Source organism: Chitinophaga sp. 22308 (assembly GCF_052045305.1).
In the GTDB taxonomy this organism is placed as follows: domain Bacteria; phylum Bacteroidota; class Bacteroidia; order Chitinophagales; family Chitinophagaceae; genus Chitinophaga; species Chitinophaga varians_A.
Genome location: NZ_JBQEOP010000009.1, coordinates 76,824 through 90,728, shown reverse-complemented (window position 1 = coordinate 90,728; position 13,905 = coordinate 76,824). Strand labels below are relative to the sequence as shown.

Genomic DNA, 13,905 nt, shown 5'->3' with positions numbered 1-13,905 from the left:
TGGTGACCGTGAAATTTTTAGGGAGATGTCTGCCGTTTGTCAACAGGAATAGTGCTGGAAGAAAGTGATGATTCCGCTTAGCTATTTCCGCCATGACAAACAACAAAACAGCCATTATTATCGGCGCCGGCCCTGCGGGCCTGACAGCGGCTTACGAACTGCTTACCCGTACAGATATTAAGCCTATTATCCTGGAAGCATCCGGAGATATTGGCGGTATTTCCAAAACCGTCCGCTACAAAGGCAACCGTATAGACATCGGTGGCCACCGCTTCTTTTCGAAGTCAGACCGTGTGATGAACTGGTGGCTGCAAATCATGCCTATCGGCACCCCGGCCGAACAGGTGCGTATCAGCTACCAGCGGAAAGAACGGACGCTTTCTGTGGCGGCTGAACAAAACACACCACAAAATCCCGACCTGGTGATGCTGATCCGCGACCGCTTGTCCCGCATCTATTATCAGCGCAAACTATTCCTGTACCCGCTCACCATGTCTGTAAGCACCATCTCAAAGCTCGGCCTGTTCCGGCTTTGCAGGATCATGGTTTCGTATGGGTATACCCGTGCCTTCTACCGGAAACAGGAAAAAACACTGGAAGATTTTTTTATCAAACGTTTCGGGAAAGTACTCTATAAAACTTTCTTCAAAGACTACACGGAGAAAGTGTGGGGAAAGCCTTGTAATGAAATAGACGCCGCCTGGGGACATCAACGGATCAAAAAACTGTCTGTGTCCAAAACCATTAAACATGCCCTGAAAAAAATGGCAGCGCCCAAAAAGCCGGCAGACATCCATCAGAAAGAAACAGAAACCAGCCTGATTGAACGTTTTCTGTATCCAAAATACGGACCGGGACAGCTCTGGGAAGAAGTGGCGGAACGCATCAAAGCCATGGGCGGGGAAATACACATGCACCAGGAAGTAAAAGGCATCCACCTGGAAGATGGTCGTGTCACCGGCGTGGAGACGGCCGTACAACGGTTTGAGGGGGACTACTGCTTCTCCACCATGCCGGTGAAAGACCTGGTGGCCGCCATGAAAGGCCCTGTGCCACAGCGCGTGCGCGATATCGCCGCTGGCCTGGAATACCGCGACTTTGTGACGATAGGGCTCCTGCTCGATAAATTGGTGATAGAACAGCAACACGGCCTGATCAAAGACAACTGGATCTATATACAGGAAAACGATGTCAAAGTGGGACGGTTGCAGATCTTCAATAACTGGAGCCCCTTTATGGTCAGTGATCCGGACCGCGTATGGATAGGGCTGGAATACTTCTGCAACGAAGGCGATGAATTGTGGGCCATGGAAGACCAGCGCTTTATTAACTTTGGTATCGATGAGCTCCATAAAATCGGCATCATCCGGCGGGAGCATGTGAGAGACAGCACCATCGTGCGCATGAAGAAAACCTATCCCGCTTATTTTGGCACCTACCAGCAGTTTGATGAGCTGCGGGAATATACAGACACTGTCCGTAACTTGTTCCTTGTGGGCCGCAACGGCATGCATAAATACAATAATGCAGATCACTCTATGCTGACCGCCATGACAGCGGTAGACAACATCATCCAAGGCGTCACCAGCCGGGACAACATCTGGGACATCAATACAGAACAGGAATATCACGAAGAAAAACAGGCAGTATGAAAAAATGGAAACAATACGATTATCTGATCTGCGCGCTGGTATTTGTGCTCGTTTCGCTGATATGGTCGCAGCTCTCCAATTACACCTGGGACGATGACGCCATCAGCCGCTTTCTGAACGTGCAGGACGCCGGTAAACATCCGAAAGAATTTCTTTCCTCCTGGAACAGGCCCTTGTTTGTGGTGTTGTTTTATTTGCCGGTGCAGCTTTTCGGAAGGATGGGTGTGGTGGTAACGATGGTATTGCTGACAGCAGGATCAGGTATTTTACTGTACAGGGCGCTCAAACATAAAGGCATGCCACATGCCCTGGTAGTCATGGTTTTCTTATTATTCCAGACATTTTTGTTTGGTATTTCCAGAGATGCGATGACAGAGCCGCTGGCCTCTTTTTTAGTCTGCTTGGGTATTTACTTTTTATACCGCAAACAGTTTGGCTGGTTTGCGCTGGTAGGAGGACTGCTGCCGCTGGCCCGTCCTGAAGGTGTGCTGTTCCTGCCTTTCTGGTTGTTCCCTTTGTTGCAGCAGCGGATGTACCGGTATATTCCTTTGCTGGGCGCCGGCCTGGCGGCCTGGGGCCTGGGACTGTTCATATATACCGGCCAACCATTGGCGCTGGTGCAGGAAATGCTGTCCAGCGGTGAGAAGAAGAACCGTTATGGGCATGTCAGTCTCACCCATCATATTGGCAAGTATGTGTACGTACTTGGCCCGGTGGCTTTTTTCTTTTTTCTCTGGGGATACCTGGAGCATTTAAAGAAGATGCTGGCCGATTATTTTATTGTGTTGCAGTTTACCGTTGGATTTCTGATCTATGTCATTTTCGCTGTGTATATGGACCTGGGACAGTCGGGCGGCGCCTTGCGCAACCTGATCACACTGGCGCCTTTTGCAGCCGTGATCTGCGTGTATGGTTTTAACTATTGGTGGGACATGTTTACAGCGCCTGCCGTTACCAAAAAGAATGTTAAGCCGGCGAGGCCCCGCGACCGCAAAGAGTTATGGGTATTCGTAGTGTTTATCCTGCTTGTGGCGTGGCTGAGTTTTACGAACGAATTGCATTTGCGGCAGACATACAACCCTGACAAGAAAGACTATACGATATTTAAAGCATTGGTGGTATGCTGTCTGCTGGCTGTTTTGCCGGTGTTCTCCAAAAAGAGAAAACCCCCGTATGGCATAGCCGCCGCGTTGTTGGTGTGGCAGGTGTTGTTTACGCTGTACTACGAAAATCCTGACAGTCATGGTAACCAGGAACGATGGGGCATGAACGGCATGACCGCCTTTGTGGGGAAGGGGCCGTTGCGACAGCAGAAAGTGTACTGCAACCATCCGTGGTATTTCTGGGCTGCCGGGCGCCATCCTAATGACACCGCGCACACCGGTAGCATATCGGCCGCCGGCAAAGCGGCGATGCAGCCTGGGCAACTGGTCATCTGGGAATCGCACTATACCGGTGAAAACTATACGAATATGCCGGTCAACGTCTTCCTGAATGACAGCACTTTTGCGCCCGTGTATGTCATACAGAACCGTGAGAGAGAAGCCCTGGCAGTGTTGTTCGTGAAGTTGTGGCCGCGGCCTGCGGACAATGACCATTTCTTCGCCTCGCTGATGCAGGCATATCCGAAAGACGAACGGCTGTTGTATTTCAAAGGCGTGTATGAGCGTGACAGGAAGAAGGACGTGGCACAGTCAATAGCTGATTTTACCGCCGCGCTGGCGCTGAAACCCGCGGAACCGGACGTGTATCTGGGCCGCGGGGTCAGCTGGCTGATGCTGAATGACCGTCCCAAAGCCTGTCAGGACCTGCAACAGGCCGCGATATTAGGTTCGCAGCAGGCGCCTCAATTACTGAAAACATATTGTAAGTAGCCAGTGAACTGGACTACCGGTCCGTTTAATACTGGACTACTACTTGCATTGGAGAGACTGCTATTTTTGTAGTCTTATCTGGAGAAATGGAACAAGAAGAAAAACATATTATCGGAAACCTGTTTGAACATTGGGCGTACGTAGGGGAGCGGGCGGGACTGCTCACTACGGCGCCTTTCTATAAAGCCATCATGCCGGAAGGGTCTGACTGGCCGAGGCGTGTATTCGATGTACAAAATACAACGGCACTGACGGAAATATCCACTCAAATCAAAGCGGGGCTGTTGCCCGATGCTGTCACCTTTACCGCATCTGTAGCGGAAGCTTTCGGACCACAGCTGGCCGCAGCAGGCTTTCAGCCTAAAATGACATTGCAGGGCATGATCATTTATTTGCGGGAAAACCCGCCGGGAGCGTGTTCTGACAAGATCGTTTTCCGGTTGGCGGAAAGTGAAGCGGATGCTTACTCCTTCGCCACTATTGCAGCAGGCTCTTTTAATTATCGTGTAGACGGCGCCGTGGTGGCCCGTTTGCTTGGACAGGAAAATAAAATCAAAGTCTTTACCGGTACGGTTGATGGCGCTCCGGCATGCAGCGGGCTGATATACTATGATGAAGCCGGCAATGCCGGTCTGCATTTTATCGGTACGCTGCCGGAATTCAGGGGCAAAGGCCTGGCTGCTGCGATGACAACGCGGTTACTACAGGAATGTGTGGAAGACGGCAGGCGTTACTGCGTGCTGCACGCTTCCAAAGCGGGGCTGCCCATTTATACCCGCCTTGGCTTTGAACCGGTGAAAGAGGTGATCACTTACGCACATACTATATAAAACCAATAATAAGAAGAAGGCTTCCCCCGTCTGAGGGAAGCCGTTATCTGAATGGGTTAGTAAGACAATTATCTGGCGGAAGAACCACCGTCGATCACATACTGGGCACCGGATATAAACTGGCTGTCGTCAGATCCGAGGAACAGCACCAGCTTGGCAATTTCCAGCGGTTGGGCATAGCGCCCCAGCGGAATACCGGCAGCAAACATTTTATGCATCTCTTCGCCTTTGCCAGGCTCATAGCCCTCTTCAATGGAGCGCATCATCCGGTTGTCTACCGGTGACGGGTGTATGCTGTTAACACGTATCTTACGGGGGGCGGCTTCCAACGCGGCTGTCTTCATAATGCCAAGGGTGGCATGCTTGCTGGTCGTATAAGCCACGAAGTTAGGCGATGCGCCAAGACCGGCCACAGAAGAAGTGATGATCATACTGGCACCTTCGTTCATTTGCGGCAGCACATATTTACAGCCCAGGAAAACACCTTTGACATTTACGGCCATCACCTTGTCAAATACGTCCTCAGGGAACTCGGTAATGGGTTTTACTACGCCTTCAATACCAGCGTTGTTAAAGAAAATATCAATCTTTCCGAACTTTTTGACGGCTTCCCTGGCATATCGCTCCACCTCGGCGGCCACGGTAACATCAGCTGTAATATAGGCAGCATCAGGGCCCAGCCCGGATACCACTTTTTGTAAAGCGGATTCGTCAAGGTCTACCAGTATTACCTTGGCACCTTCTTCAATGAATAATTTTGCGGTCGTCTGGCCGATGCTTCCTGCTCCGCCCGTGATAAGGGCTACTTTGTTTTCCAATCGTTTCATGACAATATATTTTTAAGATAATACCATCTCGACAAATAACAACAACAGGAATAGCAGTGTGTAGGAGGTAAATAAGCCCGCGGGGTAGTTTCCGATGAGGCAAATATACAACATAATGCCAGGGGCACAGGGCAGTTTACCGGAGTTTTAACGTTTTTGTAAGATATGGGAATAATAGTCTATGGTAATTGTCAATAGTTCTTTCTTATCTTAGTACAAAACCTATTTGAACATGAAATACAAAGTAATGTTGTGCGCACTGTTAATGACAGCCGGTCTGGCTGCGACAGCACAACCCCCGAAAGGAAAAGCGACCCTCAATACCACTTATGGCGCCGGTACTACGGCAGCCGGCGCTGTAGATGCGTCCAAACTCCCTTCCCTGTTGAATAACGACACTGGTAAAGTTGCAGTGAAAATAAAAGCACAGGTGCTGGACGTATGTCCTAAAAAAGGATGCTGGATGCAACTGAAAGTAAATGACAGCACCACGGCGTTTGTGAAGATGAAAGAGTATGCCTTCTTTGTTCCGCTCGATATCAAAGGAAAAACCATTGTGCTGGACGGCGAGGCCTACCAGCATATTACTTCAGTGGAAGAATTACAACACTATGCCAAAGACGCCAGGAAGCCGCAACAGGAGATCGACGCCATTACCGCGCCCAAAAGGGAAATAAGATATACGGCCAGCGGCATACGGGTAGTGGAATAAGAACAACCGCCGGTGGTATATACCGGTGGTGGAATAAAAATCAAAATAGCTATATGCAGGACAAAGCCTCAAAAAGGGCTACCATGCCAAAAGGAACGTCCATTATCCTGGACGACAGAACATTACAAACCAGTTACGCGACATTGCTGCCATTGTTGAAACCCGGTATGCATGTACTGGACGTAGGTTGCGGTACCGGCGCTATCACTGCCGGCATTGCAGACATTGTAGGAGAACACGGAAGCGCTACCGGTATCGACGCCAGCGAACACCTGATCGCTAAAGGACTGGAAGATCAAAAAGATGTGGCCAACCTGCAACTGCTCACCGCTGACCTGTACACCTGGCAGCCCCACAGAAAATATGATGTGATTGTTTCAGCACGGGTATTACAATGGCTGAATGATCCGCTGGCGGCGCTGCTGCGCTTCCGCGAATTGCTGGTGCCCGGCGGTTACGTGTCTATCCTGGACTATAACCATACAAAACTGGAATGGGACCCCGCCCCGCCGGCCAGTATGCAGCGCTTCTATGATGCCTTCCTCCGGTGGCGCGCAGATGCGGGAATGGACAACAAAATAGCGGACAATCTGCCGGCACTTTTTGAAAAAGCAGGTTACCGCAATATCAGGTCCTATAACGCAGATGAAAAGTACAGCAGGGCGGAAGCCGGCTTCACCAATAAGGCGGCCATCTGGTCAAAAGTGGCGGAGCTGAGAGGCCCGCAGGTGGTGGAACACGGGTTCATCTCCGAAGCTGAAAGACTACAGGCCATCGAAGAATATGATGCCTGGACGCTCCAGTCGGCGCAGTCCATGACCATGAAGCTGAAAGACGTACAAGCCAGCCTTTAACAGGGCTGATCATGATAATAACGGCCCGCCGGTAACACCGGGGGCCGTTATCTTTTTATCTACTGGTTTCCCGGTATTTTTGGTGCTGACCCTTCTTCATGTAAGGATATTGTAGCATTTTTACAGAAACTGTAGTGCCCATGTCGCTGATGAATGACAATATCGTCCTCGCCATTGTTGATGACCATCCTATCGTGATCGAAGGATTAAGGACCCTCCTGAAAGAAGAACCGCAGATATCCATTGCAGGCAGCTTTACGCGTGGCAAAGACTTCATGGACTTTTTACAACACAACAGAGTGGACCTGGTATTGCTGGACATCATGCTGCCGGACACCAGTGGAATGGACCTTTGCCGGGATATAAAAAAGCTGTCTCCGGAAACAGTCGTGCTGGCGTTAAGCAACCATACCGAACGCAGTATCATTCTCCAGATACTACAGAATGGGGCCAGCGGCTACCTTGTAAAGAATGTCTCCTCCACGGAGTTGCTCAACTGCCTGAAAGAGGCGCTGAAAGGAGAGATCGCTTTCAGCAGGGAAGTAAAGGAAATTATTACCCGTCCTTCACAACATGAATTCAAACAGGTGCCTGCATTGACCAAACGGGAAAAACAGATATTGCAATTGGTGTCACAGGGCAAAACCACGCCTGTGATGGCGCAGGAGCTGAATGTTAGCCCGTTGACCATCGAAACGCACCGCCGTAACCTGTTACAGAAATTTGATGTGAAAAATGTGGCGGAACTTATCATGGCCGCTGTTCAGCATAAAATGATCACCGGGTATTGACCCGTGCCCCTTTCTTCTGTTTATTCGGCAGTATGCATAACAGAATTTTTTTTCTACTTTGTACGCGCTGAATGCTACGTATGAAGAACTTTCCATTTTTATCCGGATACTCCCGGTGTATAGCAGTATTCCTGCTATTATGTCTACCCGCTGCAACATGGGCCCAACGTTATGTATCGCTGGAAGGCGCGCCTTTGCAGAAAGGCAACCCTGTAGAAAAAGACGACCTTGTCCATCTCGTCAGGCAGCCATTACTACAGTTGTTTCCCGCCAGCCACAGACCGGCGAAAGGCACGGTGTTACTGTTTCCCGGCGGCGGATACGAGGTGCTGGCCGTTAAGTCGGAAGGTAGCATGACTGCCGCCTTTCTCAATAAACTCGGATACGATGTGGCCATGCTGGAGTACCGCGTGGCGGCAGGCCCGGATACCCGCAGGCTCGCGCTGGCAGACGCCCTGAAAGCCTGGCAGCTGTTGCAGGACAAAGCCGGTAAACTGGGGCTGCACAATAAAACACTGAGCATGATGGGATATTCCGCCGGCGGGCATCTGGCCGCCAGCGCCATGCAACAGCTGCCATCGGCAGCCCAGCCACATAACCTCCTGCTGATATATCCGGCCTATCTCCACGAAACGCGTCCCGGCTCCGTATATCCGGCAGTGTTACCACCGCCGGTGCTGCACTCCCGGCTCTTTACCCTTATCGCCAAAGATGACAACCAGGAGTGGGTCAACAGCTGCATACAATATGGCAAGGTCTGGAAAGGCTATGACGGTAAAGGCCGTTATGAACTGCTGCCCGACGGTGGCCACGGCTTCGGCATGGAGAAGCCATTGCGCGGCGCTGCGGCAAATTGGCCGGTATTGTTACAGGCCTTCCTGGAAAAGCAGGACACCCTGTCATCCGGTGTGAACACGGCTGCTGTGCCCACAGAAGGGGACAACCGTAAACGTCACGACCAGAAGTTGAAGGAAGTCGCCTCCCAACAGTATGACCTGATCATGATCGGCAACTCCATTACCCATAACTTTGAAAAGGCAGCCTATCAACCGGTATGGAACCAGTTCTTTGCGCCCCGCAAAGCGCTGAACCTGGGCTTTAGCGGCTATCGGACAGAGAATATCCTCTGGAACCTTGAACACGGTGAGCTGAAAGGACAGTCGCCGAAAGTGGTGACGCTGGAAATAGGCACCAACAATATCGATGAAAAAAATTACCCGGTGCGTCATACCGCCGGCCAGCTGGCAGGCGGTATCAAGGCTATCGTGCAACTGCTGCGCGAAAAATTACCTGATACAAAGATCATCCTGCTGCGTTGTTTCCCAGGCAGCTATGACGGGCCTAATCCCACGTCGCACCGGATGATACTGGACAGGGCATCTGAACTGGTGTCCAAACTGGCAGACAACCAGCATATATTTTATTGCGATGTAAACCATGTGTTCCTTAACCTCGATGGCACTATCCGGCAGGACCAGATGCCCGACTGGCTGCATCCCAGCCCGGCCGGCGCCCTGGCCTGGGCCAAAGCCATGGAACCGCTGTTGTCACAACTGATGAATGATCACAGCCGGGACACCGCCTTGCCGGCGAATACGGCCATTATCCCCGTCCCAAAACTGGAAAATGACAGCTACGACTGGTGGGCCAGGCATACGGAAGTGTTACGCATAAAGGATTCCATCGATCCTGAAATTGTCATGATCGGCAATTCCATCACCCATTTTTTTGGCGGCTATCCCTTACTGAGGAGCGCCGACGGGCAGCTGCGTAAAGCCAATGGCCCCGAAGCCTGGGCAGCATTGTATGGCAGCCATCGGGTACTGAACCTGGGTTTTGGGTGGGACCGGACACAGAACGTATTGTGGCGGCTGGACCATGGGCAGCTGGACGGGCTGCATCCCCGCACCGTGGTGCTGTTGATCGGTACCAACAACACCAGTCAGACCAATAACGCCCGCGCCAATACGCCGGCGGAAATTGTGGAGGGCATTGCCGCAGTCTGTGGCCGCATCCGTTCCAAAGTGCCTCAGGCTAAAATTGTGCTGATGGCGATTTTCCCGCGTGAGCAAAAGCCCGATCATCCCCGCAGGGCGGTCATCAATGAAACCAACCGGTTGTTGGCAGCATTTGCGGCAAAAGAAAATATCCGTCTTGTGGACATCGGCCCGAAAATGCTGACGCCGGACGGAGTCCTGCTGAAGGAAATCATGTATGATTTTGTTCATCCGACAGAGAAAGGCTACCAGATCTGGGCAGAAGCACTAAAACAGGAAGTGTTTTAATGGCATACACGACAACTTCGGGCACGTTAATTGTTGCGGCATAAACCACCGCTAACATATTAAGAAATTGATTATGAAGAGAATAGTTACCCTGATTGTTGTCCTGCTGTATGGTTATACCGGTTTTGCGCAGTTTAGTGATTCCACACACTACCTGGTGAAATATGCTTCAACAGGGTCTATTAACCGCACCAACGATGGTAACTCTTATTTGTTGAATAATAACTTCGGCTTTAAAGTCAGTAAGAAAAAGGTCTCGCTCAATGCCGGGGCCAGTTATGTGTACGGTAAAAACAATGCATCGCTGACCAACAATGACGTAGCGGCAGCAGTGGATTTTAACCTGTATACCGATACGGCCCAGATTTATTACTGGGGATTGGCCAACTACGACAGAAGTTATTCCCTGAAGATCAATAACCGCTTCCAGGGCGGCGTAGGGGTTGGTTATGACCTGATACGCCGTCCCAATGCCATACTGAATATTACGGACGGGTTGCTGTTTGAAAACAGCGACCTGTTCCTGCATGACACCATTCAGGATATCTACAGTACCGTGCGTAACTCCTTCCGGGTACAGTATAAATGGACCATCCGCAATATGATCGTGTTTGAAGGCAGCAACTATTTTCAGAATTCACTGATGCACGGGGACGACTATATGATCCGGTGTGTGAACAGCATGTCTATCAAACTACGCAGCTGGCTGAGCCTCACCGCCGCGATGACATACAATAAACTGAACCGTACCGACAGGGAAAACCTGTTGTTCAACTACGGCGTCACTTTTGAGAAGTATTTCTAGCAGGCTAAAATACCAGCATCCTTCAGCAATTTGCTATCAACAATATACCGGTAATGGGAATATCTTGGAGTTGTTCTGTAAATACCCGGCTGTATGAAACACCTTATTTCCATGTTATGTACCGGCCTGTGCGCCGTTACTCACCTGTATGCCTATACGGGCAACAAAGACACTGTTACCGTTAATTATGCTGCTATCGCCGGTGCTGCGGACCTGGACTACGCCAGGCCGGTGCTGCGCTCCGAAGAAGGGATGCCGCTGGGCAACGGCCGTATGGGCACGCTGGTATGGACTGTGCCTTCCTCTCTTAAGTTTCAGTTGAACCGGGTAGATGTATTCGGCAACAGCTCTGCCTCCAACAGCTTTTTTGAAAGAAACACAGACTATTGCGGCGGTACTGGTTACATGGACGTGGACTTCGGGCAGGACGTGTTTTCGGCGCCGGCATTTCACCAGCATTTATCCTGTTATGAAGGACTGAGTACAATTTCCGGGCGGAACGTGTCTGCCCGCGGGCTGATATGGGAGCGGGAAGATGTGCTGGCACTGGAGATCAGCGACCGGCGCACCACGTCGCTGCCGGTGACGACGGAACTGCGCATGCTGCGTATGCCCGTTGCCCGTACCGGAAGCCATGTGGCAACGTCCAGACTGCGGCAGGAAGGAGATTATATCATACTCACACAGGAATTCCGGGAAGATGGTTATTACTGCAGCAGCGCATTGGTGGCGGCTGTCAGTGGCCGGCCGGTGGAGGCGGAGCAGAACACTGCCACGTCCGTCAGACTGAGAACGTTGCCCGGTGGTCCGGATTTTACCATATATAGCGCTACTGCGGCCAGCTTTGACTCTTCAGAAGATGTGGTGAAGACCGCAATAGGGAAACTGGAAGCGGCGCGGAAAAAGGGCTTTGCAGCATTATTAAATGATAACCGTGACTGGTGGCGGAAATTCTGGCAGCGTTCCTATATACAGCTGCACAGCGACGACGGACAGGCGGATTATGTAGCACAGCATTACGCCTGGTACCTGTATATCATGGGCAGCAGTTCCCGTGGTAAGTACCCGGTTAAATTCAACGGCATGTTATGGTCTACCAACGGCGACGAGCGGAAATGGGGCCACCTGTACTGGGGCGCTAATCAAAGTTGCCTGTACAACGCTTTGTTCCAGACCAACCACACCGAACTGCTGGACCCTATGTTTGACATGTATAGCAGGGCTTATGATTCCTATGCGCTGGCCGCGCGGCAACAATGGGGCAGCAAAGGTATTTATATCCCGGAAACGACTGGCTTTGACAATACGCCCGCATTACCGGACAGCATAGCCGGCGAAATGAGAGATCTTTACCTGGTCAGAAAGCCCTGGGAGCAACGTTCTCAGACCTTTAAAGATTACGCCTATACGCAGATGCCGTTCCTGAGCCGTTGGAACTGGAAAAAGGATGAAGGCTGGAAGAACGGCCGTTGGCATACCGGCAGTAAAAGCAACAGTACGTTCGGACATGTGAGCCACATCTTTTCCCGTGGCGCTAAAATAGCCTACCAGTACTGGTTGCGCTATGAGTATACGCAAGACACCGCCTGGTTGCGTCAGCGGGCGTACCCTATGCTGAAAGGCGTAGCGGAATTTTACCGCAATTTCCCCAACGTCCGGAAGGAAAAAGATGGCCGGTACCATATCTATCATATCAATGATAACGAATCCATATGGGACGGGCATAATACGGTGGAAGAGATATCCGCCATGCGCGGTATTTTTCCGGTGGTGATCAAAGCCGCACGGCTGTTGCAAACAGACAACGACATGCTGCCCGTATGGCAGGAGTTCCTGGACCATTTATCACCGTTGCCCCAGGTGAAGGAGAACGGTAAAACCACCTGGAGCCGTTCCCTGCTACCGGTGCTGCAGGGCAATCCGTCGTGGCATCCGGATGGCAACACTATGCCGGTGTGGTTCTTCGACCTCTGCACCCTTGAAAGCGACCATGATATACAGCAAACCGGGAATGACACGTACAATACCTATTTTGATAACGGCATCGACAGTACGGTGGGCATCTATGTGCTCTCCAAACTGCCAGCCACAGGGGCTTTGCTAGGAAGGCCGGAAGCGGTGCAGTATCTGGTGCCTAACCAGTTGCGCCGCCGTAAAAATGAAGCGGTGCTGGCCAATCGTATGGACCTGAGCGAGGGTTATCAGACAACGAACGTGCAACGGCTGGGAAGGGCCGCAGAAGCGCTGCAGCTGGCATTGTGCCAGAGTGTGCCCGCAGGCCCGGGACAGGAAAACGTGATTCATGTGTTCCCGGCCTGGCCCCGATCATGGGACGCGCAGTATGCCCTGTTGTGCCGGGGAGGCTTTGTTGTGACCAGCGTCATGAAGCAGGGCAATATCCCTTTTGTGAAACTGGAAGCTACACAGGGAGGAGTTTGTAAAATACGCAACCCCTGGAAAGGCGCCGTGGCGCTGTACCGCCAGGGTAAAAAGACACAGGTGCTGAAAGGTGAACTGCTGTCTTTTGCCACTGCAAAAGGAGAGGAGGTGACCTTGCAACGGGAACGGTAGTACGAAAGTGTAACGGTCACTCCATTGCACAACAGCCCCATCAACTACATCAAATAATTTCCAAACAATCAAAATACATTGAACATGGAAAAAGATGTGTTATTCATACAAGGTGGAGGTAACGGAGGCTACAAAGCAGACAAACCACTGGTGGCTTCCCTGCAAACTGCATTGGGACGTAATTACATTGTACACTACCCACAGATGCTTCCGGATGAAACTGCGCCTGATTTTGCACCGCAATGGTTGCAGCAGATTGGCAACCAGATTGCCGCCAGGAAAGAACTTATTTTAGCAGGACATTCACTCGGGGCTTCCATGCTATTGAAATATCTTTCTGAAAACAGTGCCCCAAAGAGCATCGCCGGACTTTTCCTGGTTGCTCCGCCATTCTGGAGCGGTACTGAGGACTGGGTACAACCGCTTAAGCTACAGCAACATTTTGCCAATAAACTGCCTAAAGAACTTCCTGTTTTCTTTTATCAATGCAAGGATGATGAGGTGGTGCCATTTGACCACTTCAAACGCTATCAACAACACTTACCATGGGCGGTTTTTCGTGAACTGCCAGTTGGAGGACATCAGTTTAATAATGATCTGTCATTAGTAGCGACCGATATCGAAAAACTGTAAACAATAAAGGCAGTCGTGAAAAAAAGTGCAACCAATTGAAGGTGATACACCCCCTTTTTTACTAAAAAAGA

11 protein-coding genes are annotated in these 13,905 nt (G+C 51.0%); 10 read left to right on the top strand and 1 reads right to left on the bottom strand.

The window, feature by feature from the left end:
* Nucleotides 1–92: 92 nt before the first annotated feature.
* The 3 genes from ACTJJS_RS30455 (at nucleotide 93) to ACTJJS_RS30445 (ending at nucleotide 4,356) form a co-directional block, all read left to right on the top strand.
* Nucleotides 93–1,652 (top strand): NAD(P)/FAD-dependent oxidoreductase, encoded by a 1,560-nt coding sequence (locus ACTJJS_RS30455; protein ID WP_440667515.1) that lies wholly within the window; start codon nucleotides 93–95, stop codon nucleotides 1,650–1,652.
* Nucleotides 1,649–3,526, top strand: coding sequence for a hypothetical protein (locus ACTJJS_RS30450; RefSeq protein ID WP_440667514.1), 1,878 nt, complete (start codon nucleotides 1,649–1,651; stop codon nucleotides 3,524–3,526). Before ACTJJS_RS30455 ends, ACTJJS_RS30450 begins: the two co-directional genes overlap by 4 nt.
* Before the next feature lie 86 nt (nucleotides 3,527–3,612).
* Nucleotides 3,613–4,356 (top strand): GNAT family N-acetyltransferase, encoded by a 744-nt coding sequence (locus ACTJJS_RS30445; RefSeq protein WP_440667512.1) that lies wholly within the window; start codon nucleotides 3,613–3,615, stop codon nucleotides 4,354–4,356.
* A gap of 68 nt (nucleotides 4,357–4,424) precedes the next feature.
* Here ACTJJS_RS30445 and ACTJJS_RS30440 read toward each other — a convergent pair whose 3' ends face one another.
* On the bottom strand, nucleotides 4,425–5,183 hold the full coding sequence (locus ACTJJS_RS30440) for an SDR family NAD(P)-dependent oxidoreductase (RefSeq protein ID WP_440667511.1): 759 nt from the start codon (nucleotides 5,181–5,183) through the stop codon (nucleotides 4,425–4,427).
* A 232-nt stretch (nucleotides 5,184–5,415) separates the two neighbouring features.
* On the opposite strand from ACTJJS_RS30440, the gene ACTJJS_RS30435 reads away from it, so the two are divergent.
* From ACTJJS_RS30435 to ACTJJS_RS30405, 7 genes are all read left to right on the top strand, one after another.
* On the top strand, nucleotides 5,416–5,895 hold the full coding sequence (locus tag ACTJJS_RS30435) for a DUF4920 domain-containing protein (protein WP_440667509.1): 480 nt from the start codon (nucleotides 5,416–5,418) through the stop codon (nucleotides 5,893–5,895).
* Nucleotides 5,896–5,978: 83 nt separating this feature from the next.
* Nucleotides 5,979–6,749, top strand: coding sequence for a class I SAM-dependent methyltransferase (locus ACTJJS_RS30430; RefSeq protein ID WP_440667508.1), 771 nt, complete (start codon nucleotides 5,979–5,981; stop codon nucleotides 6,747–6,749).
* Between the two features lie 140 nt (nucleotides 6,750–6,889).
* Nucleotides 6,890–7,540, top strand: a complete 651-nt coding sequence (locus tag ACTJJS_RS30425) for a response regulator (protein WP_168873939.1) — start codon at nucleotides 6,890–6,892, stop codon at nucleotides 7,538–7,540.
* Nucleotides 7,541–7,620: 80 nt separating this feature from the next.
* Nucleotides 7,621–9,825 (top strand): GDSL-type esterase/lipase family protein, encoded by a 2,205-nt coding sequence (locus tag ACTJJS_RS30420; RefSeq protein WP_440667507.1) that lies wholly within the window; start codon nucleotides 7,621–7,623, stop codon nucleotides 9,823–9,825.
* A 73-nt stretch (nucleotides 9,826–9,898) separates the two neighbouring features.
* On the top strand, nucleotides 9,899–10,630 hold the full coding sequence (locus tag ACTJJS_RS30415; RefSeq protein ID WP_168873941.1) for a DUF481 domain-containing protein: 732 nt from the start codon (nucleotides 9,899–9,901) through the stop codon (nucleotides 10,628–10,630).
* Between the two features lie 93 nt (nucleotides 10,631–10,723).
* Entirely contained in the window at nucleotides 10,724–13,201 is a 2,478-nt protein-coding gene (locus tag ACTJJS_RS30410; RefSeq protein WP_440667504.1) for a glycosyl hydrolase family 95 catalytic domain-containing protein, read from the top strand.
* 84 nt (nucleotides 13,202–13,285) lie between these two features.
* Nucleotides 13,286–13,834, top strand: coding sequence for an alpha/beta hydrolase (locus ACTJJS_RS30405; RefSeq protein WP_440667502.1), 549 nt, complete (start codon nucleotides 13,286–13,288; stop codon nucleotides 13,832–13,834).
* The last annotated feature ends 71 nt before the right edge of the window (nucleotides 13,835–13,905 follow it).